The sequence below is a fragment of the uncultured Tyzzerella sp. genome, assembly GCF_963558545.1.
Taxonomy (GTDB): Bacteria; Bacillota; Clostridia; order Lachnospirales; family CAG-274; genus Tyzzerella.
This window is the reverse complement of record NZ_CAUWHO010000031.1, coordinates 1-23,685: the sequence shown is the minus strand read 5'-3', so window position 1 is coordinate 23,685 and position 23,685 is coordinate 1. Positions and strand designations below refer to the sequence as shown.

Sequence of the window (23,685 nt, the reverse complement as noted above, 5' to 3'; positions counted from 1 at the left end):
AGGTTATTTTATATAAATCTTTTATAAATATTATATAGCTAGTTTATATTATCTTTAAAATTAAAAATTTTAGTATAAGGAAGAGGTGCATATATAGATGTACAATATTAAAAATTTAGATACCAAATTAATAGAACCACTTAAAATTTTAGCTAATCGTTATAATTTTAAATTAGACGAAATAGGTAGGGATATCATAGCTAATAAAACAGACGAAAATATTTTGAAAATAAATGCAACAGAAAATAGTGTAGAAATAACATACAAGGATATGGTAGCATTTTTTAGAGCTATGATTATTATCTCTAAAAATGAAAAAAAAGGTAAAAAAATATTTAATATGTCAACAGATGTTTGGTTTGACTTTAATGGTTTAATGGTAGACTGTTCGAGAAATGGTGTTTTAAATGTTTCTTATGCTAAAGAAATGATAGAACAACTAGCTGCTATTGGACAAAATGTTTTTATGCTCTATATGGAAGATACATACAAATTAGATAGCGAAGAATATTTAGGCTATTTAAGAGGGGGATATACAACACAAGAGCTTAAAGAAATAGATGATTATGCACATATGTTTGGCATAGAGCTTATACCTTGCATACAGACACTAGCACATTTAAATCAATTTTTAATGTGGGAGCATATATCAGAAAAATATTTAGATATAGATGATATTTTAAATGTATCAAGTGATGCTGTTAAAGATTTATTAGATAGAATGATAGGTTATTTATCTAATACATTTAGAAGTAGAAGAATACATATAGGTATGGATGAAGCATATAACCTTGGTAGAGGTACTTATGCAGATAAGAATGGATTAAAGCCAAAAACAGAAATAATGAGAGAGCATTTAGAAAATATGCTCACTATTTGTAAAAAATATAATGTAAAACCAATTATTTGGGACGATATGTTCTTTAGTGGGTATTCTAAAACAGAAAGTGATGACTACAAAATACCAGATGGTATAGACTTAATGTATTGGGATTACTACAACAATTCTATAGAACATTATGAGAAAAACTTTGAAAAAAGAGGCAAAATAACTAGTAAAGATATAATGTTTGCAGGTGGCTCTTGGAGGTGGATAGGATACGCATCTCATCACGGGAAAACTTTAGCTGCTACTAATGCTTCTTTAACAGCTTGTAAAAATAAAGGTATTAGAGAAGTTATGACAACGGCTTGGGCAGATGATGGATGTGAATCTCCTGTTACAACAATAATTTTTGGAAGTGTACTATTTGGAGAACATCAATATAACAAAGATTTAGATTTAGAAGAATTTAAAGAAAATTTATTATATATAACAGGTATGGACTATGAAAACTTTATGAAACCTCAAGAGTTTGATATATTCCCAAGTGTTGAAAATAAAACGGCAACTGTTACACCATCTAAGTATACATTATATGAGGACCCATTATGTAGCAAATTTATAAATCATACAGAAGTAGTAACAGATGATTTAACAACTATATACAAAGATTTATCAGCTTATTTTTATAGCAAAGCTAAAGATGATAAAGATGAAGCTTTAAAAGCTACAAACGAATTTTACGCTATATTTGGTGAGGTTTTATCCCTTAAATGGAATTTAGGGTTAAATATATATAAATCATACCAAAATAAAGATAAAGAGGCTTTACACAATATAATTACTACTCAAATTGAACCATTAATACCTCTTGTAGAAAAATTAAAATATGCAAGATTAAAAGAGTGGTGTTTAACCAATAAAAGTTATGGATTTGAAGTTTTAGACCAAAGATTTGGTGGTATTATAAGCCGTCTTAATACAACAAAATTTATATTGCAATCTTATTTAGATGGCAAATTAGACAAAATAGAAGAATTAGAAGAAGGTAGATTACCTGCTGTTCATCATAGAGAAGAAGGTATGGGCGAAATATTACATTATAACAGAGCCCAAAGAATTATGACAGCTAGTAAAATGATTTGGTAATTTTAAAAATTATACCTTAATATACTAATTAATTTTTTGGTATAAACTATCCAAAATATATATTATAACTATTTTTGGTAATAATAATTAAGATAAAAATAAAAATTAATATCTTATATTAAAATAAATTAAATAGCCACTTTTCTATATGTAAAGTGGCTAAGCTATAATAAATACTTATATTAAGAGGAGATTTTAAATGAAAACAGTAATAGGATACGTTGGGACAAAAGATTTTAATTTATTAAGAGAAGAAGATGTTAAAGCTTTAAGTATTATAAACATTGCTTTTGGGCACGTTAAAGATGGAGATGTAGTTTGGGAGCCACAAGAAGCACCTAAATATATGAAATGGGCTAAAGAGATAAATCCAGAGCTTAAAATATGTTTATCAATAGGTGGTTGGAGCTCCGGTGGGTTTTCTAATGCAGCATCTACAAAAGAAGGTAGAGAAAGATTTGCAAAAACAGCAGTAGATATACTTAGAGAGCATAATTTAGACGGTATAGACATAGATTGGGAATACCCTTGTATTAGTATAGCAGGTATAGATGCATCTCCAGATGATAAAGTAAACTTTACATTACTTTTAGAAGCTTTAAGAAATGAGCTTGATAAAGTAGAAAATAAAAAATGTTTACTTATGGTAGCTACTGGTGGAGATGAATATTTCTTAAGATGTACAGAAATGGATAAAGCATCTAAATATTTAGATATAGTTCAAATTATGACATATGATTTAAGAGGTGGTTTTTCTAAACAAACAGGACACCATACAAATCTTTATACAAGCCCAACAGATTTAAGCTCTGTTAGTGCACACAACACTATTAGTAAATTTATAGAAGCTGGCGTACCAAGAGAAAAAATTGTTATGGGTGTTGCTTTTTATTCTAGAATGTGGACAGGCGTACCTAATGTAGATAATGGACATATGCAAATGGCAGATTCTACTGGTGGATATGGACCAGGTTATGGAGAATTAGTAAAAGAATACATTAATAAAAACGGTTACACTAGATTTTGGGATAATGATGCAAAAGCTCCATATTTATTTAACGGAAATACATTTATAAGCTATGATGATGAGGATTCTATTAAAGCTAAAGCAGATTATGTTAAAGAAAATGGACTTTGTGGACTTATGTATTGGGAATACTGCTTAGATGATACATTTACATTAACTACTTATTTAAGAAAAGTTTTAAGCTAATTTAAGGAGATATATATGAATTTTTATTTAGAAAATTTTGATAAGCCGGAAGTTATAGTATCTACTTATTATGAAAAAGATAAAGTTATAGAAGAAATATTTGAAGGTAAAGAAGGAGAGCTTGTATTTATACCTTCTTTAGATAAAAATAAGCCTCATAATCTATATTTTGGACTTGGCAACAAAGAAAAACTTACTAACAATTTATTAAGAAATAATTGTGCTAAATTATTAAAAAAAATAAGTGAGCTTAAATTTAAAAATATTCTTATAGAAAAAATAGATTTTGCAAACTTAACAGAAGAAGTGTTTTTTAAAGCTATGGTAGAGGGATTATTACTTACAGACTATGATTTTAAAAAATATAAATCTGATAATAAGGAAGAAAAAGAAAAAAATGTATATATAGATGGATTTAGCATACCTAACAAAAATGATATATTAAATGAAGTTAGTAATATAGCTAGAGCTATAAATAATGCTAGAGATATGATAGTAGAGCCTACTAATAATCTATATCCAGAAGAGCTAGCTAGAAGGGCAATGGAAATAGCTAAAGAAAGTGGCTTTAAAATTGAAGTATTAGAAGAAGATAAAATTAAAGAACTTGGTATGGAGGCCTTTTTAACAGTAAGTAAAGGTACAAACAATAGACCTCGTCTTATTGTTATGGAATATAACAACGGTGGGGATAAAGACTTTATTGGTCTTGTAGGTAAAGGACTTACTTGTGATACAGGTGGGTATTCTATAAAAAGCCACGAAGGTTTACAATATATGAAATCTGATATGAGTGGTGCAGCTTATGTAATAGCTATAATGAGTAGCTTAGCTAAAAATAAATGTAAAGTTAATGTTAAAGCAGTAGTTGCTACTTGTGAAAATGTTGTAGATGGAAATAGTTATAAACCTGGAGATGTTGTAAAATCTATGAAAGGTAAAACTATTGAAGTTTTAAACACAGATGCAGAAGGTAGACTAACTTTAGCAGATGCTTTACATTATATTATAGACAAGCAAAAAGTATCTAAAGTTATAGATATGGCAACTTTAACAGGCCTTGCAGGCTCTACATTTGGTAGTTTATTTACTCCTATATTTTCTAATAATGATGAATTTTATGAAAAATTTATGGAAACAGCTAAAGAAACAGGGGAAGATTTTTGGAGAATGCCTTTAGATGAAAGGTATCGTTCTTATATAGATAGTGATGTAGCAGATATGAAAAATACAGGTTCAGCAGGGACAATAACAGCTAGTATGTTTTTAAAAGAGTTTGTAGGGGACACACCTTGGATACATCTTGATATTGCAGCAACAGCTATCCAATGGCCAGTTGTTTACGAATACTCTTCAAAAGGTGCATCTGGTGTTACAGTTAGAACAATTTATGAATTAATTAATAAAGGGGTGTAGTTAATTATGACACAAGTACCAGAGTGGTTTACAAATGCTAAACTAGGTATATTTATTCATTATGGAATTTATGCAGTAGGAGATGTTTCTGAAAGTTGGTCATTTTATCATAACACAATATCTCACGAAGATTATATGAAACAATTAGATGGTTTTACTTGTGAAAAATTTGATGCAGATAAATGGGCAGAATTAATTAAAAAATCTGGAGCAAGATATGCAGTTTTAACAACAAAACATCACGATGGTGTAGCATTATTTGATACAAAATATAGTGATTTAAGTACAGTTAAAAAATCGCCATATAAAAATGATATTGTTAAAGAATATGCAGATGCTTTGAGAAAAAATGATATTCGTGTTGGTATGTATTATTCTTTAATAGATTGGTCTCACCCAGACTATGCTACTGTTTATGAAAATGGTATTGTACCAGAAGATTTATCATCAGTTAATAAATATACATCTCCAACAGATGGTAAACAAGATGAAAAAGCTTGGGCAAGATTTGTTGAATTTAATAGAAACCAAATGGGAGAAGTTTTAGGAAACTATGGTAAAGTAGACTTATTATGGTTTGACGGTGACTGGGAAAGAAGTGCTAAACAATGGGGACTTCCAGAGCTTAAAGATTATTTAAAATCATTTAATAAAGATTTAATTATAAATTCAAGATTTAAAGAGTATGGAGATTATAAAACTCCAGAGCAAGGTATCCCTATAACTAGACCAGAGGGTGCTTGGGAATTTTGTACAACTATAAATGGCTCTTGGGGATATAGGCCATCGGATAATAAATATAAAACTCTTAGCCAAATTATTAGAATGTTTTGTGATTGTATCCATATGGGTGGTAATATGCTTTTAGATATAGGACCAAAACCAGATGGAACAATAGATGAAAGACAAGAGGCTATATTGCTTGGACTTGGAGATTGGATAGAGCCACATAGAGAAGCTATTTTTGATACAGATGAAGGTATTATGCATAGATATTTCTTAGGTGGTAGCACAATATCTAAAGACAAAAAGACTTTATATTTATTTGTTTATGACAAACCAGAAGAAAATGTTTGTTTAAAAGGATTGTGTAATAAAATTAAAGATATAACAGTTATGCACTCTGGTAAAAAGCTTAACCATATTATCCACGGTGGTGTACCTTGGTTTAATATACCAGGTACTACTTGGATAGAAATGACACCAGAAGATTGCCACGAGCACGTTACAGTTTTAAAAGTTGAGCTTGAGGGAGAGCTTGAAATGTATGGTGGTAGTGGTGCTGTAGTAACACATAACTAATTTTTAGGAGGATACAAAATGGCTAATTTTAGAATACCTACACCAGATATTAACTTTAATCCACCAGTATACTATTGTAAAAGAGCAACAAAAAAATTTGAACTAGATGGTAATTTAGATAAACCATTTTGGGAAGAGGCAGATTTTACAGATTATTTTGTTGATATAGAAGGGGATAAAAGAGAAACTCCACGTTTTAAAACAAGAGCAAAAATGCTTTGGGACGATGAAAACTTATATTTTGGTGCTGTTTTAGAGGGAGATGAAATTTGGGGTACATTAGAAGAAAGAGATTGTGTTATTTTTCAAGACAATGACTTTGAAATTTTTATAGACCCAGATTCTGATACACATCAATATTATGAATTTGAAATGAATGCTAAAAACACTGTTTGGGACTTGTTATTAACAAAACCTTATAGAGATTTTGGGGGCAAACCAGTAAATGGATATGATATACACGGTATGCAAACTGCTGTTTATATAGATGGAGAACTTAACAACCCTAATGCAAATAATAAAAAATGGTCGGTAGAAGTTGTTATGCCATTTGCTGCATTAAAAGAAACAGCTAAAGAAAGTAGAAATCCAAATGTAGGGGAATATTATAGAGTAAACTTTTCTAGGGTACATTGGAGAGTAGATAAAGATAATGGAGAGTATAGAAAACAAATAAATCCAGAAACTAATGCTCCTTATCCAGAAGATAACTGGGTATGGGCACCAACGGGGCTTATTAACATACATTATCCAGAGCTTTGGGGCTTTTTATTCTTTACAGAAAATGGAGAAAAATATGAAATACCAAATGATGAGCTTTTAAAATGGGAGCTTAGAAAATTGTACTATAAACAACACGCTTTATACGATACAAAAGGGTATTTTACAACAGATTTACAAGAATTATTAAATGGTGAAAAAATAGATATAGAACCTATTATTGAAGTAACTAAGCACACATTTGAAATGAGAGTACTTAGCCAAGATAAAAAAAGAGAAATTTCTATACAAGCAGATGGTAGAACAGAAATATACGATTTATAGTAGGAGGGTTATATGCTTACTTCATTAGAACAAGAAAAAATTGAACTAAAATTTAAAAATGCTTGTGATAAGTGTGAAACTATAAAAAATGAAATATTAGAAGTTTTAAAAGAATGTAACGAAGATGAGAGCTTTTGCTTAAAATTCCTTTATGCCTATATGCCTCTTACAGATATGGCAGATTATTCTCCAAAGTTATTTTTAAAATTTGTAAGGCACTCTTTAAAAGTACGTAATTTAATGCCTTGGGGTAAATCTATTAGCGATATAGACTTTTTAAATTATGTTTTACAATACAGAATAAATAACGAAAATATAGAATATTTTTTCGAAATATTTTTTGACGAACTTTATCCAAAAATTAAAGATTTATCAATGTATGATGCTATTATAGAGGTAAACTACTGGGCTTTTTCTAAAGCAACATATAAAGCTAGTGATAACAGAACAGCATCTCCTTTAACAGTTGTTAGAAATGCTTATGGTAGATGTGGTGAAGAATCTACATTTTTAGTAGCAGCTCTTAGAAGTGTTTGTTTACCATCAAGACAATGTTATGCACCACGTTGGGCACATTGTGATGATAATCACGCTTGGGTAGAGGTGTTAGCAGACAATAAATGGCACTTTTTAGGTGCTTGTGAGCCAGAAATTAGATTAGATACAGGTTGGTTTAGATTACCAGCATCTAAAGCACCTCTTATCCATAATAGAGTGTTTTGTGATATGGTGGGGAACGAAATAATAACTAAACAAACTGATATGGTTACAGAAATAAATGTTTTACACCATTATGCAAAGACTAAAGAAATAAAAGTTAAAATAGTAGATAGAAATAATAACCCACTTAAAGATATTAATGTTGCATTTGAAGTAGTAAACTATTGTGAATTTTTCCCAATAGCTACTATTAAAACAGATGAAAATGGAGAAGTTACTTTTGTAACAGGCCTTGGAGATTTGTTTGTTTTTGCTTACAACGAAGATAGCTATGTTTACAAAAAAATAGATGTAAATGAAATTGAAATGTTAACATTAGTTTTTGATAGTATTAAAGAAGAAACTGAAAGTTTTGAGCTTGAAATGACACCAGCTAAAGGTGGCATAGATGAAGAAGATAAACTTACAGAAGAAAAAGAACAAGAACAAGCTAAAAGAAATGAAGATGCTTTAAATACTAGAAGAAAGTTTGAGGCTACATTTTATAATGAAGAAACATCTAAAGCATATAGTTTAAAATTTGATTGTATGCAAGAAGATATTGAAAAAATTATGCCTTTAGCTAGAGGAAACTACAAAGAAATAGAAAAATTCTTAGAAGATGAATCTACAAAAAATATTGTAGAATATAAAGTATTACTTTTAAAAGCTTTAAGAGAAAAAGATTTATCTGATATAACATATACTATATTAATGGAAAATATAGAAGAAAGTATGAAATATAAAGATAAATATGAAAAAGAAATTTTTGTAGAAAATGTTTTAAACCCTCGTGTTTGGAACGAAAATATTACTTTATACAAAAAAGATATACCTAATATTTTATCTGATGATGTTAAAAAAGAAATTACTAACAATCCATTAGAAGTAGCAAAATTTGTAGAAAATAATATTACTCAATATGGTGTAAGTGAGTATACAAATTTAACTACATCTCCATTAGGTGCTTTAAAATCTAAACTTGTAAATAAAGTTTCTAAGGCTATTGTTACAGTTGCTATATTAAGAAGCTTAGGTATAGCTGCTAAAATGGATAAAGCCGATGGCAAAGTAGTATACTATAATAATGGGCAATGGATACACGTTTACAAAGAACCTAAAAAAGATGTTAAAAAAGGCACTTTAGTTCTTAAAAAAGGTGATGAAACAGCTTATGAATACTATAAAAATTATACTTTAGGTAAATTAGAAAATGGATGTTATACAACTTTAGATTTAGACAATATAAATTGGGATAATGATAAAGTAGAATACAATGTAGAAATTGGAAATTATCGTATAGTTTTAGCAAATAGACGACCTGATGAAACTAATATGGTTAAAGTTTTATTTGTTAAAGTTTTAGAAAATGAAACATCTGAAGTAACTTTACATTTACCTCAAATTAAGCATACTGGTAAAGAAGTGGATATAGAAGATAGAACTATATTTGATACAGATGATAATAAAACGACACTTATAGATGCACTTAATCATAGAAAAGGTATTGTTGCTTGGTTACACGTTGGTATGGAACCAACAGAGCATCTTTTAAATGAAATAAGAGAATCTAGCGATAAGTATAATAATGAAAATATAAATACTATATTAATATTAAGAGATATTAAGGACTTAAATGACCCAACTTTAACAAGAACTTTAAAAGTTGTACCAAATCTTAATATATATATAGAAAAAGATGGTTATAATATAGATAAAATATATAACGACTTAGACATAACAGACAAAAAGTTACCGCTTGCTGTTGTATTTAATGACAACGAAAAAGTTATTTATGGTTGTGCAGGATACAACGTAGGTATTGGTGAAATGCTTTTAAAAACATTAAACAGTTAAGGAGAAATAATACTTATGACAAAAATAATTGGAAATTCATTAAAAAATATACCTTGGCAAGAAAAGCCAGAAGGTTACACAATGCCAGTATGGAGATATACTCAAAATCCTATAATTGGTAGACGTGCTATACCAACATCTAATAGTATATTTAACAGTGCAGTAGTACCTTTTGGAGATGGCTTTGCTGGAGTATTTAGATGTGATAGCAAATCTATTAGTATGGATATTTTTGCAGGATTTAGTAAAGACGGTATTAACTGGGAAATAAATCATCAACCTATCAAATTTGAAGGTGAAGATGAAGAAATTTTAAAAAGAGAATATAGATATGACCCACGTGTTTGTTTTATAGAAGATAGATATTATATAACTTGGTGTAATGGATACCACGGCCCAACAATTGGTATAGCATATACATTTGATTTTAAAACATTCCACCAATTAGAAAATGCTTTTTTACCATATAACAGAAATGGGGTATTATTCCCAAGAAAAATAAATGGTAATTATGCAATGGTAAGTAGACCAAGTGATACAGGGCATACACCTTTTGGAGATATATTCTTTAGCCAAAGCCCTGATTTAACATATTGGGGTAAACATAGATATGTTATGGGTACAGTACCTGGAGATACAAGTGCTTGGCAAATAACAAAAATAGGACCAGGACCAACTCCTATTGAAACAGATGAAGGTTGGTTACTTATTTACCACGGTGTTATAAATACTTGTAATGGATTTGTATACCGTATGGGTTGTGCATTACTAGATATAGATGAGCCTTGGAAAGTTAAACTCCGTTCTAAAGATTATATTTTAGGACCAGAAGAGTTATATGAATGTGTGGGAGATGTACCAAACGTTACTTTCCCTTGTGCTACATTAACAGATGCAGATACAGGTAGAATATGTATATACTATGGTTGTGCAGATTCTGTTACAGGTATTGCATTTACAACAGTTGATGAACTTATGAACCATATGAAAAATAATCCAATGTAATATATTAGGCTGTAGACTTTGTCTACAGCCTTTAAAAATAGGTTGTATAATGTATTTAGTAGAAATGAAAAAAATCATAATCTTCTATATTTTTTATTTAATATTAGACTATTTTAAAATATATCCTTTTTATATATAAACTTATGTATAAAAATTTTAATTGTTGAAAAAAATATATATTATAAATAACAATATAGGAGAATAAAAATGGATTATTTAAAAGCTTTTATAGTAGGTGGTTTAATATGTGTTTTAGGGCAAGTATTAATAGATAAGACAAAGCTTACATCTGCAAGGATACTTGTTTTATTTGTTGTATCTGGTTGTATACTGCAAGGGTTTGGATTATATGAAATGCTTGTAGATTTTGCAGGTGCAGGAGCAACAGTACCATTACCAGGATTTGGATATGCATTGGCAAAAGGGGTAATGAGAGAAGTAGATGAAATAGGTATTATAGGTGTATTTACAGGAGGGCTAAAGGCAACAGCAGGAGGGATAACTTGTGCAATAGTATTTGCCTTTATTATGGCTTTAATATTTAATCCTAAAGAGAAAAAATAAAGACCACTAATTTATTATAGTGGTCTTTATTTTTATAATATTATAGTATTTTTACTACAACTTTCTTATCTTCGTGAGATGCAGCAGATTTTATAACAGTTCTAATAGCTTTAGCTATTTTACCTTGTTTACCAATAACCTTGCCAACATCTTCATTAGAAACAGTTAGTTCTAATATAATAACATCATCTTCTTGACGTTCATTTATTTTTATAGCATCTTTGTTATCTACAAGGTTTTCTACAATTATATTTAAGAGTTCTTTCATAAGCTTTACCTCTTTCTATAATTGATTATTGAATAGCTCCACATTTTTTTAATAAAGCGCGAACAGTATCAGTAGGTTGAGCACCATTGCTAATCCATTTTTTAGCATTTTCAACATCTACTTTTAATAAATCACGCTCATCAGTAGGGTTATAATAACCTAATTCAGCAATAGCTTTACCACCTCTAGGTGTTCTAGAATCAGCAACAACTATTCTATAAAAAGGTGCTTTTTTTGCTCCTAATCTTTTTAATCTAATTTTTACCATTTTTTGTTCCTCCTAAAATTTAAAGTTTATTAATTATTTATTTGAAAAAAGGAAGATTAAATTTCCCTTTTTTTCCTTTCATCATACCATTCATCATTTTCATAGCGTTTTTAGAATTTTCAAAGTCTTTAAGAAGTTTATTTACTTCTTGTATACTTCTACCAGAGCCATTGGCTATACGTTTTTTCCTAGAGCCATTAATAATGTTTGGTTTTTTTCTTTCTTCATTAGTCATAGAGCTAATAATAGCTTCTATATGAGATATAGTTTTGTCATTTATATTAACATCATCTAAATTTATTTTATTCATACCAGGTAAAGGCATCATATTTAAGATATCTTTTATAGAACCCATTTTTTTTACTTGTTGCATTTGGTTTAAAAAGTCGTTTAAGTCGAAATCTAATGTACGCATTTTCTTTTCAAGCTCTAAAACTTCTTTTTCGTCATAAACTTGCTGAGCTTTTTCTATTAATGTTAAAACATCTCCCATACCAAGTATACGAGATACCATTCTATCAGGGTGGAAAGGCTCAAGGTCTTCTAATTTTTCACCCATACCAACGTATTTAATAGGTTTTTTAGTAACAGCTCTAACAGACAGAGCAGCACCACCACGAGTATCACCATCTAGCTTAGTTATTATAGTACCATCTATTCCAAGCTTTTCATCAAAAGATGATGCAACATTAACAGCATCTTGACCTGTCGTAGCATCTATAACAAGTAATATTTCTTGTGGACGTACTTCTTTTTTTATGTTTTCTAGTTCGTCCATAAGTTCTTCGTTAATGTGAAGCCTACCTGCTGTATCTATAATAACAATATCGTTTCCATTTTCTTTAGCGTAGTTTATAGAATCTTTAGCTATATCAACAGGATTTTGTTGTCCCATAGAAAATACAGGTATATTATATGTTTTTCCTACTACTTCTAATTGTTTAATTGCAGCTGGTCTATATATATCACAGGCTACCAAAAGGGGTTGTTTACCTTGTTTTCTTAAAAGGCCAGCTAATTTACCAGTAGTAGTAGTTTTACCAGCACCTTGCAATCCAACCATCATATAAACAGTAGGTGATTTAGAAGAATATGTTAATATACTTTGTGTTGTTCCAAGTAAGTCTATAAGTTCGTCTTTAACAACTTTTATAACTTGTTGTCCAGGGTTTAACCCTTCTAAAACATCTGTACCTATAGCTTTTTCTGTAACATTAGATATAAATTCTTTAACTATTTTAAAGTTGACATCTGCTTCTAAAAGAGCAAGCTTTACCTCCCTAAGAGCAGTTTTTACATCTTTTTCAGAAAGTTTACCTTTACCAGTAAGATTTTTAAAAACATCTTGTAATTTTGAAGATAAGTTTTCAAAAGCCATATTTTAAGCCTCCTTAATCTAACAAAGAGCTTAAAGATTTTTTTATATCAGATAATAAAGATAGATTGTCTTTACTTAAGCTATTATTAGATATTATATTTTCTATATTATTAATTGTTTTATCAATAATTTTTCTTTGGTTTAAATACTTTTCAATTAAGGAAAGCTTTTCTTCGTAATGTAATAAAGATTTTTCTGCTCGCTTAATACTGTCTAAAACTGCCTGACGGCTAATGTTATATTCTGAGCTAATTTCATAAAGAGATAAATCATTAAGATAGTATAGCTCAAAAATCTCTTGTTGTTTTGGTGTTAAAAGCTCACCGTAAAAATCGTATAACATTGTAAGAAATAATATTTTATCCATAAGACCACCTTTCTGTAAAGGCAGTATACTTTACAAGTAAACATTTTATACTAAAATTTATAATCTGTCAAGTATTTTTTCTTTACACTTTACAAATTTCAATTTATACTTATAATTTATAATCTTTAGTTTAATATTATATTTATATAGACTTGTATAAAATACTATGTTAAAATAGTATAAATTAATATTAAATTTTATAGAGGTGATATTATTGTCAGATAAAAAATGTGAAATAATAGCTAAATCTATTGGTGGACAAGCAGTTATAGAAGGTGTTATGATGCGTGGTAAGTCTATGTATTGTATGGCTGTTAGAAACGTTAATACAAAAGAGATTGCTATTGAAAAAGATAAGGTAAAATATTTAGGTAGTAGAGCTAAAATATTAAAATTACCTTTTATAAGAGGGATAGCAAGTTTTGTAGATAGTTTAGTTTTAGGTATGAAAATAATAATGAAATCTGCTACATTGTCTGGTATAGATGAAGATGTAGAAAATGAAGAAAAAAGTAAACTTGATATATGGCTTAAAAATAAGTTTGGAGAAAAATTAACAGATTATATTATATATTTTAGTGTTTTTATATCAATTATACTTTCTATTGGTATATTTATGGTTTTACCTGTATGGGTAAGTAGCTTTATTGCTAAATTTTTTAAAGTTAGTCTTTCTGGTATTGGAGTTGTAGAGGGGATAGTTAGAATATTAATATTTTTAGGATATATTTTTATAATATCAAAAATGAAAGATGTACAAAGACTTTTTAAATATCACGGAGCAGAGCATAAAACTATAAACTGCTTTGAAAGTGGAGATGACCTTACAATAGAAAATGTAAAAAAACATACAAGGCTTCATAAAAGATGTGGAACAAGTTTTTTAATTATTGTAATGATTGTTAGTATGATTGTGTTTATGTTTTTAAGAACAGATAATGTTACACTTAGAGTTTTATCTAGAGTTATATTAGTACCATTTATTGCTGGTATAAGCTATGAAATAATAAAGCTAGCTGGTAAATGTGATAATATTTTTGTAAAAATAATTAGTGCTCCTGGTATGGCTTTACAAAAAGTTACAACAAAAGAGCCAGAAGATGAGATGATAGAAACGGCTATTTTATCTCTAAAAGGTGTTTTAGAAGAAGAAGGTAGCTACGATGAGTAAAAAAATAAAAGATATGCTAATAGAGTATAAAAAAATATTAAAAGACAATAATTTTGATACATATTATTTAGATGTGGAAGTATTATTAATGGCTGTTACAAACTTTAATAAAACACAACTATATTTAAACTCTGATTATGTATTAAAAGAAGAAGAAATTAAAAAATTTGAAAATTTTTTTAATAGAAGGTTGAAAAATGAGCCTATTGCTTATATAATTGGTAAGTGTGAATTTATGGGTATGGATTTTTTATTAAATAATCATACTCTAATACCAAGACCAGACACAGAGATTTTGGTGGAAAAAACAATAGAAATTATAAAAGAGTATAAATTTAAAACGGTATTAGATATAGGTACAGGAAGTGGAGCAATAGCTATATCATTAGCTAATTATTGTAATATTAATATAGATGCTCTAGATGTAAATGATAAGGCATTAGATATGGCAAAAAAAAATGCTAAATTAAACAATGTTAAAAATATTAACTTTATACAAAGTAATATTTTTGAAAATGTAACTAATAAATATGATATTATAGTATCTAATCCACCATATATTAAAACAGAGATAATAAAAACATTAGAAACTAATGTGAAAGATTATGAGCCAATGTTAGCTTTAGATGGGGGCAATAGTGGGCTTATATTTTATGAAAAAATAACTAATAATGCTTTTAAATACCTTAATAAAAATGGGTATTTATTATTTGAAATAGGACACGACCAAGCAGAAGAAGTAAAACAAATTATGGAAATTAATAATTTTTGCAATATAACTGTATTAAAAGATTTGTCTGGACTTGATAGAGTTGTATTTGGAAAAATAAACTAATATAAAAATAAAACTAGGAGGCAAACAATGTTTGATAAATTAATAGATTTAGAAAAAAGATATATTGAACTTTCGGATAAAATAAACGACCCAGAAATAATAAGTAACAATGAAGAGTGGCGTAAGCTTATGAAAGAACATAGTGACATTAGCCCTATTGTTAGTAAATATAAAGAATATGAAGAAACAAAACAAGCTATTGAAGATGCAAAAGAAATGCTTAATGAAAATGATGAAGAAATACGTCAGTTAGCTAAAGAAGAGCTTAATGAAAATACAGAAAGATTAGAAGAAATAAAAGAAGAATTAAAAATTCTTTTAATACCTAAAGACCCTAATGATGATAAAAATGTTATAGTTGAAATAAGGGGTGGAGCTGGTGGAGATGAGGCTAATATCTTTGCTGGTGATTTATATAGAATGTATAGCCGTTATGCTGAAAGAAGAAGATGGAAAACTGAAATAATGAGCTCTACACCTAGTGATATGGGTGGATTTAAAGAAATATCTTTTATGATTATGGGGCAAGGTGCTTATTCTAGGCTTAAATATGAAAGTGGTGTGCATAGAGTACAAAGAGTGCCAGATACAGAATCTAGTGGAAGGATACATACATCTACAGTTACAGTAGCTGTATTACCAGAAGTTGAAGATATAGATTTTAAACTTGATTTAAATGATGTACGTATAGATGTGTTTAGAGCATCTGGTAATGGTGGACAATGTGTTAATACAACAGATTCTGCTGTTCGTGCAACACATTTACCAACAGGTATTGTTGTATCTTGCCAAGATGAAAAAAGTCAGCTTAAAAATAAAGAAAAAGCTTTAAAAGTTTTAGCTAGTAGGCTTTATGATATGGAGCTTGAAAAACAACATGCAGAGCTGTCTGCTGAAAGAAAAAGCCAAGTAGGGCGTGGTAATAGAAATGAAAGAATAAGAACATATAATTTCCCACAAGGGCGTGTTACAGACCATAGAGTAGGACTTACACTACATCGTTTAGATGCTATTATAGATGGTGACTTAGATGAAATAATGGATACACTTATTACTACAGAACAAGCTGAAAAATTAAAAGAAGGTAGCGAAAATATATAATATAAAATATTAAAATACTATAAATTTTTATAGTATTTTAATATTTTATAAATAAAAAAGGAATGATAGCATGTTTTTAAAAAAAGAAGAAATTTATTACACATCATCCGATGGACAAAATAAGGTTTATGCTAGTTTTTGGATACCTGATAAACCTAAAATGTTACTGCAAATAGCACATGGTATGGTGGAACATATTGAAAGATATGAAGATTTTGCAAAGTTTTTAAATAATTATGGTATTGTTGTTTTTGGAAATGACCACTTAGGACACGGAAATACAGCAGGTAATGAAGAAAAATTTGGATATTTTTCAGACGAAGATGGGGATAAAAATATAGTTGATGATATGCATTTATTAACTAAAATGGTAAAAGAAAGATATAAAGATTTACCTTTTGCTTTTCTAGGACATAGTATGGGATCATTTTTATTAAGAAATTATTTATTTAGGTATGGGCAAGATATTGATGCAGCTATTATTATGGGAACAGGAAGTGAAAATCCTTTAGCTATTAAAGGGGGCAAAGCTTTTATTGAAAAAGTTGCTAGAAGAAAAGGCTGGAACTACAGAAGTAAGGTTATAGACAATTTAGCTTTTGGTGGATTTAACATAAAGTTTGGAGATAAAAATGGAAAAGAGTGGCTTACAAGAGATGAAAAAGAAGTTGCTAAATATATAAATGACCCTAAATGTAGATTTGTATTTACCTTAAATGCATATTATAACCTTTTAAAAATACTTTATAGTTTAACTCAAGATAAAAATTTAGAAAATATGCCTAAAGATTTACATATTTTATTTGTTTCAGGAGATAAAGATCCTGTTGGAGATTTTGGACATAAAGTTTTAAATGTTTATGAGAAATTTAAGGCTTTAGATATGAAAAATGTTGACTGTAAACTTTATAAAGGATATAGACACGAAATTTTAAATGAAATGGACAAAGAAATTGTTTATAATGATATTTTAAAATGGCTTGAAGAAATATATGAAATAAAAACTTGTGATTTATAAAATAAATATAAGCATAAAAATAGTTAAATAAAAATAAAAAATACTTGCAATGTGGAAATTACTGTGATATAATGATACGGAAAAATAACACACATAAGCTATTTAGTTTAAGGGGTGCTTTTTAAGTCTTAAACAAGGCTTATGGAGGAAGAACCATAGGAGGAAATTAAAATGGGCGTAATTTCAATGAAACAATTATTAGAAGCAGGGGTACACTTTGGACACCAAACTAGACGTTGGAACCCTAAAATGGCAGAATATATCTTTGCTGAAAGAAATGGTATTTATATCATTGACCTTCAAAAAACTGTTAAAAAAGTAGAAGATGCTTACCAAGCAGTTTTTGATATTGCTAAAGAAGGTGGCGAAGTTTTATTTGTTGGTACTAAAAAACAAGCTCAAGATTCTATTAAAGAAGAAGCTATCAGATGTGGTATGTACTATGTAAACGAAAGATGGTTAGGTGGTATGCTTACTAACTTTGAAACTATCAAAACTAGAGTTCAAAGATTAAAAGACCTTGAAGCTATGATTGAAGATGGTACAATGGATTTATTACCTAAAAAAGAAGTTGCTAAACTTATGCACGAAAAAGAAAAGCTTGACAAAAACATTGGTGGTATTAAAGAAATGACAAAAATACCAGAGGTTATTTTCATTGTTGACCCTCGTAAAGAAAGAATAGCTGTTCAAGAAGCACACAACTTAAACATTACTACTGTAGGTATTGTTGATACTAACTGTGACCCAGAAGAAATTGACCACGTAATACCTGGTAATGATGATGCTATTAGAGCAGTTAAACTTATTGCTGGTAGAATAGCAGATGCTGTTATTGAAGCTAGACAAGGTGAGATTATGACTGAAGCTACAGAAGAAGCTGCAGAATAATTTTTATAATAAAACAACATTTATGCCTAAGCCCTCTTGGGCTAGGCTTTTTTAAACCAAATAATATAAATTTATGGAGGTAATTAAAATGGCTGTTACTGCTGCTATGATTAAAGAACTTAGAGAAATAACTGGTGCTGGTATGAGCACTTGTAAAGAAGCATTAGTGGAAACTAATGGTGATATCGAAAAAGCTATTGAAGTATTAAGAGAAAAAGGACTTGCTACTGCTGCTAAAAAAGCAGGCCGTATTGCTGCTGAAGGTGTTAGCTTTGCTCACATTACAGATGATAATAAAGTTGGTGTTTTATTAGAAGTAAATAGTGAAACAGACTTTGTTGCTAAAAATGAAATTTTCCAAAATTTTGTTAAAGCTGTTGCTAAACAAATAGTTTCTTCTGATGCTACAACTGTTGAAGCTTTATTAGAAGAAAAATGGAACGAGGACAACAATGAAACGGTATCTTCTATATTAACTCAAAACATTGCTACAATAGGTGAAAATCTTACTATCAGACGTTTTGAAAAAGTTGTTAATAATGGAAATAGCTTTTTAGTATCTTATATCCACGCAGGTGGTAAAGTAGCTGTTTTAGTTGAATTTGAAACAGAATCTAAAGATGAAAAATTGGTAGAAGCTGGTAAAAATGTTGCTATGCAAATTGCAGCTATGAACCCAGAATTTTTAAATAGAGAAGCAGTTCCTGCTGATTTTATTGAAAAAGAAACTAGAATTTTAGCAGAACAAGTTAAAAATGACCCTAAATTTGCTGATAAACCAGAAAAAGTTATTGAAAATACTATTAAAGGTAGACTTGACAAAACTTTAAAAGAAAAATGCCTTCTTGAACAAGAATACGTTAAAGCAGAAGAAAAAGAAACTGTTGCTAAATATGTAGAAAATGTTGCTAAAGAAATTGGTGCTTCAGTTACTGTTAAAAGTTTTGTTCGTTATGAAACTGGTGATGGTATTGAGAAAAAAGAAGAAAACTTTGCAGAAGAAGTTAATAAAGCTATGCAAGGTTAGTATATACAATTTAAAAAATTCCTTAGCATAAGCCTAAGGAATTTTTTAAAGGCATTGTATAAAATATTTATAACTTTATAAATATACTAATTTAGGAAAGGTAAAATTTATGTATAAAAGAGTTATACTAAAGCTTAGTGGTGAAGCATTATCAGGAAATACAGAAAAATCATTTGACAATGACACGATAAATAGCTTTATTTTACAAATAAAAGAAATTATAAAAAAAGGCTTAGAAGTATGTGTTGTTGTTGGTGGAGGTAACTTTTGGCGTGGTAGAAGTGCCAATGAAAAAATGGACAGAACAAAAGCAGACCAAATAGGTATGATGGCAACTATTATAAATGCTATATATCTATCAGATAGTTTTGTGCAAAATAACATAGAAGCAGTTGTTATGACGCCATTTCCAGTAGGTACTATGACAGAGCAATTTAATAAACAAGTAGCATTAAAACATTTAGAAAATAAAAAAGTTTTAATATTTGCAGGAGGTATAGGCCATCCATTTTTCTCTACAGATACAGTAACAGCTCTTAGAGCTTGTGAGCTAGAGGCAGATGCTATACTTTTTGCAAAAAGTATAGACGGTGTTTATGATAAGGACCCTGCTAAGTATAATGATGCTAAAAAATTTGATGAAATACCTTGTAAAGATATAGTAGAAAAAAATTTACAAGTTATAGATATAGCTGCTGCTAATTTATGCTATGAACATAAAATACCTGTTATTATTTTTGGTTTATTAGAAGAAAATAGTATAGTTAGAGCTAGTGTAGGAGAAAGAATAGGTACTATTGTAACAATATAATATTTTTGGAGGATAAATATATGTCTGATATAAAAGTTTTTGAAGAAAAAATGCAAAAGTCAGTTGCTAGCCTTGAAAGTGAATTAAGCACTATTAGAGCTGGTAGAGCTAATCCACATGTTTTAGATAAAATAAAAGTAGAAGCTTATGGAATGGAAATGCCAATTAACCAAGTTGGTAACATATCTACACCAGAGGCTAGACTTATACAAATATCTCCTTATGATGTATCAACTTTAAAAGATATAGAAAAAGCTATTAATACATCAGATTTAGGGATAAACCCTTCTAATGATGGTAAAGTTATTCGTCTTGTTTTCCCTGAACTTACAGAAGAAAGAAGAAAAGAATTGACTAAAGATGTTAAAAAAAGAGGAGAAGATTCTAAAGTAGCTATAAGAAATATCAGAAGAGATGGTATAGATGTATTTAAAAAAATGCAAAAAAATAGCGAAATTACAGAAGATGAGCTTAAATCTTTAGAAGATAAAATTCAAAAATTAACAGATAAATATGTTGGTGAAATAGATAAAGCTATTGAACTTAAAAATAAAGATATTATGTCTATATAATTTAGATAAATTAAAAAAGGTATGGTATATCCATACCTTTTTTAATACAAAATATCTAAAAAATATATTTATCCATTGTATATAATTTAATATAATGATAAAATAAATTGTAAAAATAAAATAGTAAAGAGGTATATTATGTCTTATTTTATATATGTAATAGAAGATGATAAAAATATAGCAGAACTTTTAGAAATAGCTTTAAAAACATATGGATATAATGTTTTTTTATTTGATAATGCAGAAGATGCTATAAAAAATTTGAATATAAATGCTCCAGATTTAATAATATGTGATATTATGCTACCAGGTATAGATGGGATAGAGGCTGTAAGTACTATAAGAAAAAACAATATGTTTATAAAAACACCTATAATAATGCTTACTGCAAAAGATAGTGAAATAGATAAGATAAAAGGCTTGGACAGTGGAGCAGATGACTATATAACAAAGCCTTTTAGTGTTATGGAAGTAATGGCAAGGATAAGGGCTCAGTTTAGAAAGATTGAACAATTTAAAGATGATAAAAAAGAAGAAGTAAATGAAATAAATTTAGGTAGTATAAAACTTAATAAAATATCGAGGGAAGTTTTTGTAGGAAATGAATTAATAGAGCTTACATTTAAAGAATACGAATTACTAAAATATCTTTTAAAAAATACAAATAAACCTTTGTCTAGAGAAGAAATATTAAACAATGTATGGGGATATGAATATTTAGGAGAAACAAGAACAGTTGATATACACATAAAAACTATAAGAAGAAAATTGATAGGAGCTGAAGATTATATAAAAACTATAAGAGGTGTAGGTTATAAAATAAGTGAAAAATAAGGTGATATAGGTGAGAAAATTTATATTTAAAATATATTTAGTGTTAGCATTTACAATGATACTGTTATCTACTGTATTTTTAATAGTTTTTAATAGTTATAATTTAATAGAAACAGAAAAAAAGAATATTTCATTAATTTTAAATATATATGATAGTTTACATAATGATATAAAAGAAAGTGAAATAAATAATATATTAAGACAATTTGATTTTAAAGTAGATTGTATAGAAAAAACGGATAAAAAGCAAATAGAAAAATATATAAAAAAAAGTGAAGTTAAAAAAAATAATGAAAACTTATATGAAGACTTTTTTTATAAAGATGGCAAATTATACTATATAAAAGAATATAATGAACATATAATATTTATATACAAAAATTTTAATATTGTAAAAATTTTAATAATAGACTGGTTAATATATGTATTAATAATATTAATAACATTAGTAATAATATATAATTTTTTAAAAAGATATTTAGAAAAATCTATAATTTTGCCATTACAAGAAATATCTACCCAAATACCAAAACTAAAAAATAAAAATGGTAAAATATTTTTTAAAGATTATAAACTTGAAGAGATTAATAATATTTGTAAAGAGATTATTAATATAGAAAAGGATTTAAAAAGTATTGACAATATGCTAAAAATAGAGAGAAATAAAATAGAATATATTTTAGATAATATGGCAGAAGGTTTTGTTTTATTTGATAAAGATAAGAATGTTTTTGCTATAAATAAAATGGCAAAAAAAATACTTGGATATGATAAAAATAGTTTAGGTGAAAACATTTTATATTATACACAAAATATAAAATTGGTAAAGAATATAGATAATACCTTAAATACTAATCAAAAAAATATATTTGATATGAAAACAGATGATAATAAAACTTATTCTGTACATATTAATAAAATACAAAAAGGTATGTTTGCAAAAGATACTAGTGGAATAATAATGCTTATGATAGATGTTACTGCAGAAAGGGAAAATGAAAAATTAAAACAAGAGTTTTTTTCTAATGTATCTCACGAGCTAAAAACACCTATAACATCTATACAAGGGTATGCAGAGCTATTATATAACGATTTTGCAACATCTAAAGAACAAGAAAAAGAATTTCTAAAAATTATACAAAAGGAAAGTGTTAATATAACTAATCTTATAAATAACATATTAACAATATCTAAATTAGAAAATAAGGAAATAGAAATAAATAAATCTGATATAAATATAAAAATTGTTGTAGATGAAATAATAAACTCTACAAAACCTATGTGTATAGAGCAAAATATAAAAATTATAAATAAATGTGAAGACATAACAATGCTAGCAGATTATAAAAAAATACATCAGCTTTTTAATAACCTTATAGTTAATGCTATAAAGTATAATAAGGATAATGGATATGTTGAAATAAATTGTTTTGAAGATGATAAAAATATTAATATAATAATAAAAGATTCTGGAGTGGGTATATCACTTGTAGATAGAAATAGAATATTTGAAAGATTTTATCGTGTAGAAAAGGGTAGAAGTAAAGCGTTAGGTGGGACAGGCCTTGGATTATCTATTGTTAAACATATAGTCAAATATTATAATGGTAAAATAAAAGTAAAAAGTACAGAAGGTTTTGGTAGCGAATTTATTATAAAAATACCAAATAAAAAATAAAATTACATAAAATTTAATATAAAAGTAATACAAAATTAACATTATATATGTTATAATTATTAATATTAAGAGATTTTGACTAAAAATAATGATAGAGGTAGATATTATGAAGAAAATAAAGTTTTTTTTACTTATAATTATAATAATAGGAATTATTAGCATTCCATTAACATCTATAGGAGATGTAAATAGTTATAATGTTGTTATAGCAAGTAGGAAAAATGAGAAAAATTCATTTTCTAAAAATAATATTAAAAATGAAATAATAGATAAAGACAATAATACATCAAATTTAATATTTGACTTTAAAACACTAGAAAAATATGATAAACATCTTATATATAAAATTAAATATCCAGTTATTAACAATAAAGACATAAATTTTAAAATAAGT

At 27.9% G+C, this 23,685-nt stretch carries 23 protein-coding genes; 19 read left to right on the top strand and 4 right to left on the bottom strand.

Annotated features, from left to right (window positions below):
- The first annotated feature begins 97 nt into the window (after positions 1-97).
- The 8 genes from R5Z65_RS06305 (at position 98) to spoVAE (ending at position 11,072) form a co-directional block, all read left to right on the top strand.
- On the top strand, positions 98-1,972 hold the full coding sequence (locus R5Z65_RS06305; RefSeq protein ID WP_317367909.1) for a beta-N-acetylhexosaminidase: 1,875 nt from the start codon (positions 98-100) through the stop codon (positions 1,970-1,972).
- A gap of 199 nt (positions 1,973-2,171) precedes the next feature.
- Positions 2,172-3,185: a glycoside hydrolase family 18 protein gene (locus R5Z65_RS06300; protein ID WP_317367908.1), complete on the top strand. Its 1,014-nt coding sequence runs from the start codon at positions 2,172-2,174 to the stop codon at positions 3,183-3,185.
- 15 nt (positions 3,186-3,200) lie between these two features.
- Positions 3,201-4,601, top strand: a complete 1,401-nt coding sequence (locus R5Z65_RS06295) for a leucyl aminopeptidase (RefSeq protein ID WP_317367906.1) — start codon at positions 3,201-3,203, stop codon at positions 4,599-4,601.
- Between the two features lie 6 nt (positions 4,602-4,607).
- Entirely contained in the window at positions 4,608-5,903 is a 1,296-nt protein-coding gene (locus R5Z65_RS06290) for an alpha-L-fucosidase (protein ID WP_317367905.1), read from the top strand.
- Positions 5,904-5,921: 18 nt separating this feature from the next.
- Positions 5,922-6,947: a carbohydrate-binding family 9-like protein gene (locus R5Z65_RS06285; protein WP_317367903.1), complete on the top strand. Its 1,026-nt coding sequence runs from the start codon at positions 5,922-5,924 to the stop codon at positions 6,945-6,947.
- Positions 6,948-6,959: 12 nt separating this feature from the next.
- Positions 6,960-9,503: a transglutaminase domain-containing protein gene (locus R5Z65_RS06280; RefSeq protein ID WP_317367901.1), complete on the top strand. Its 2,544-nt coding sequence runs from the start codon at positions 6,960-6,962 to the stop codon at positions 9,501-9,503.
- 15 nt (positions 9,504-9,518) lie between these two features.
- Complete coding sequence (locus R5Z65_RS06275; RefSeq protein ID WP_317367900.1) at positions 9,519-10,508, top strand: glycoside hydrolase family 130 protein; 990 nt, start codon at positions 9,519-9,521, stop codon at positions 10,506-10,508.
- Between the two features lie 207 nt (positions 10,509-10,715).
- On the top strand, positions 10,716-11,072 hold the full coding sequence (gene spoVAE / locus R5Z65_RS06270; RefSeq protein ID WP_317367898.1) for a stage V sporulation protein AE: 357 nt from the start codon (positions 10,716-10,718) through the stop codon (positions 11,070-11,072).
- Positions 11,073-11,112: 40 nt separating this feature from the next.
- Here spoVAE and R5Z65_RS06265 read toward each other — a convergent pair whose 3' ends face one another.
- Genes R5Z65_RS06265 through ylxM form a run of 4 tightly spaced genes read right to left on the bottom strand, consistent with a single transcriptional unit; the run spans position 11,113 to position 13,353 of the window.
- Positions 11,113-11,340, bottom strand: coding sequence for a KH domain-containing protein (locus tag R5Z65_RS06265; RefSeq protein ID WP_317367895.1), 228 nt, complete (start codon positions 11,338-11,340; stop codon positions 11,113-11,115).
- A 25-nt stretch (positions 11,341-11,365) separates the two neighbouring features.
- A complete protein-coding gene (gene rpsP / locus R5Z65_RS06260; RefSeq protein ID WP_317367893.1) occupies positions 11,366-11,608 on the bottom strand; it encodes a 30S ribosomal protein S16 in 243 nt (80 codons plus the stop codon).
- Between the two features lie 37 nt (positions 11,609-11,645).
- On the bottom strand, positions 11,646-12,986 hold the full coding sequence (gene ffh, locus R5Z65_RS06255; RefSeq protein WP_317367892.1) for a signal recognition particle protein: 1,341 nt from the start codon (positions 12,984-12,986) through the stop codon (positions 11,646-11,648).
- Between the two features lie 13 nt (positions 12,987-12,999).
- Positions 13,000-13,353 (bottom strand): YlxM family DNA-binding protein, encoded by a 354-nt coding sequence (ylxM, locus tag R5Z65_RS06250; RefSeq protein ID WP_317367891.1) that lies wholly within the window; start codon positions 13,351-13,353, stop codon positions 13,000-13,002.
- 214 nt (positions 13,354-13,567) lie between these two features.
- Between ylxM and R5Z65_RS06245 the strand changes: the two genes are divergently transcribed.
- From R5Z65_RS06245 to R5Z65_RS06195, 11 genes are all read left to right on the top strand, one after another.
- Complete coding sequence (locus R5Z65_RS06245; protein WP_317367889.1) at positions 13,568-14,524, top strand: DUF1385 domain-containing protein; 957 nt, start codon at positions 13,568-13,570, stop codon at positions 14,522-14,524.
- Positions 14,517-15,359, top strand: a complete 843-nt coding sequence (gene prmC, locus R5Z65_RS06240) for a peptide chain release factor N(5)-glutamine methyltransferase (protein WP_317367887.1) — start codon at positions 14,517-14,519, stop codon at positions 15,357-15,359. The genes R5Z65_RS06245 and prmC overlap by 8 nt, the downstream gene beginning before the upstream one ends.
- Positions 15,360-15,386: 27 nt before the next feature.
- Positions 15,387-16,460 carry a peptide chain release factor 1 gene (prfA, locus tag R5Z65_RS06235; RefSeq protein WP_317367885.1) on the top strand — a complete coding sequence of 358 codons (1,074 nt, stop codon included), beginning with the start codon at positions 15,387-15,389 and terminating at the stop codon, positions 16,458-16,460.
- Positions 16,461-16,530: 70 nt separating this feature from the next.
- Positions 16,531-17,478: an alpha/beta fold hydrolase gene (locus tag R5Z65_RS06230; RefSeq protein WP_317367883.1), complete on the top strand. Its 948-nt coding sequence runs from the start codon at positions 16,531-16,533 to the stop codon at positions 17,476-17,478.
- Between the two features lie 171 nt (positions 17,479-17,649).
- Complete coding sequence (gene rpsB, locus R5Z65_RS06225) at positions 17,650-18,369, top strand: 30S ribosomal protein S2 (RefSeq protein ID WP_317367880.1); 720 nt, start codon at positions 17,650-17,652, stop codon at positions 18,367-18,369.
- 88 nt (positions 18,370-18,457) lie between these two features.
- Complete coding sequence (gene tsf, locus R5Z65_RS06220; RefSeq protein ID WP_317367878.1) at positions 18,458-19,396, top strand: translation elongation factor Ts; 939 nt, start codon at positions 18,458-18,460, stop codon at positions 19,394-19,396.
- A 109-nt stretch (positions 19,397-19,505) separates the two neighbouring features.
- On the top strand, positions 19,506-20,207 hold the full coding sequence (gene pyrH / locus R5Z65_RS06215) for a UMP kinase (protein ID WP_317367876.1): 702 nt from the start codon (positions 19,506-19,508) through the stop codon (positions 20,205-20,207).
- 20 nt (positions 20,208-20,227) lie between these two features.
- Positions 20,228-20,779, top strand: a complete 552-nt coding sequence (gene frr, locus R5Z65_RS06210) for a ribosome recycling factor (RefSeq protein WP_317367874.1) — start codon at positions 20,228-20,230, stop codon at positions 20,777-20,779.
- 138 nt (positions 20,780-20,917) lie between these two features.
- Complete coding sequence (locus R5Z65_RS06205; RefSeq protein ID WP_317367871.1) at positions 20,918-21,613, top strand: response regulator transcription factor; 696 nt, start codon at positions 20,918-20,920, stop codon at positions 21,611-21,613.
- 10 nt (positions 21,614-21,623) lie between these two features.
- Positions 21,624-23,291, top strand: a complete 1,668-nt coding sequence (locus R5Z65_RS06200; protein ID WP_317367869.1) for an ATP-binding protein — start codon at positions 21,624-21,626, stop codon at positions 23,289-23,291.
- A 106-nt stretch (positions 23,292-23,397) separates the two neighbouring features.
- A partial coding sequence (locus R5Z65_RS06195; protein WP_317367866.1) for a hypothetical protein occupies positions 23,398-23,685 on the top strand: 288 nt, incomplete at its 3' end.

Excerpts from the sequence above, each read along its gene's own strand:
- R5Z65_RS06305 (WP_317367909.1), top strand. The coding sequence starts at position 98 with ATGTACAATATTAAAAATTTAGATACCAAATTAATAGAACCACTTAAA.
- R5Z65_RS06300 (WP_317367908.1), top strand. The coding sequence starts at position 2,172 with ATGAAAACAGTAATAGGATACGTTGGGACAAAAGATTTTAATTTATTA.
- R5Z65_RS06295 (WP_317367906.1), top strand. The coding sequence starts at position 3,201 with ATGAATTTTTATTTAGAAAATTTTGATAAGCCGGAAGTTATAGTATCT.
- R5Z65_RS06290 (WP_317367905.1), top strand. The coding sequence starts at position 4,608 with ATGACACAAGTACCAGAGTGGTTTACAAATGCTAAACTAGGTATATTT.
- R5Z65_RS06285 (WP_317367903.1), top strand. The coding sequence starts at position 5,922 with ATGGCTAATTTTAGAATACCTACACCAGATATTAACTTTAATCCACCA.
- R5Z65_RS06280 (WP_317367901.1), top strand. The coding sequence starts at position 6,960 with ATGCTTACTTCATTAGAACAAGAAAAAATTGAACTAAAATTTAAAAAT.
- R5Z65_RS06275 (WP_317367900.1), top strand. The coding sequence starts at position 9,519 with ATGACAAAAATAATTGGAAATTCATTAAAAAATATACCTTGGCAAGAA.
- spoVAE (WP_317367898.1), top strand. The coding sequence starts at position 10,716 with ATGGATTATTTAAAAGCTTTTATAGTAGGTGGTTTAATATGTGTTTTA.
- R5Z65_RS06265 (WP_317367895.1), bottom strand. The coding sequence starts at position 11,340 with ATGAAAGAACTCTTAAATATAATTGTAGAAAACCTTGTAGATAACAAA.
- rpsP (WP_317367893.1), bottom strand. The coding sequence starts at position 11,608 with ATGGTAAAAATTAGATTAAAAAGATTAGGAGCAAAAAAAGCACCTTTT.
- ffh (WP_317367892.1), bottom strand. The coding sequence starts at position 12,986 with ATGGCTTTTGAAAACTTATCTTCAAAATTACAAGATGTTTTTAAAAAT.
- ylxM (WP_317367891.1), bottom strand. The coding sequence starts at position 13,353 with ATGGATAAAATATTATTTCTTACAATGTTATACGATTTTTACGGTGAG.
- prmC (WP_317367887.1), top strand. The coding sequence starts at position 14,517 with ATGAGTAAAAAAATAAAAGATATGCTAATAGAGTATAAAAAAATATTA.
- prfA (WP_317367885.1), top strand. The coding sequence starts at position 15,387 with ATGTTTGATAAATTAATAGATTTAGAAAAAAGATATATTGAACTTTCG.
- R5Z65_RS06230 (WP_317367883.1), top strand. The coding sequence starts at position 16,531 with ATGTTTTTAAAAAAAGAAGAAATTTATTACACATCATCCGATGGACAA.
- rpsB (WP_317367880.1), top strand. The coding sequence starts at position 17,650 with ATGGGCGTAATTTCAATGAAACAATTATTAGAAGCAGGGGTACACTTT.
- tsf (WP_317367878.1), top strand. The coding sequence starts at position 18,458 with ATGGCTGTTACTGCTGCTATGATTAAAGAACTTAGAGAAATAACTGGT.
- pyrH (WP_317367876.1), top strand. The coding sequence starts at position 19,506 with ATGTATAAAAGAGTTATACTAAAGCTTAGTGGTGAAGCATTATCAGGA.
- frr (WP_317367874.1), top strand. The coding sequence starts at position 20,228 with ATGTCTGATATAAAAGTTTTTGAAGAAAAAATGCAAAAGTCAGTTGCT.
- R5Z65_RS06205 (WP_317367871.1), top strand. The coding sequence starts at position 20,918 with ATGTCTTATTTTATATATGTAATAGAAGATGATAAAAATATAGCAGAA.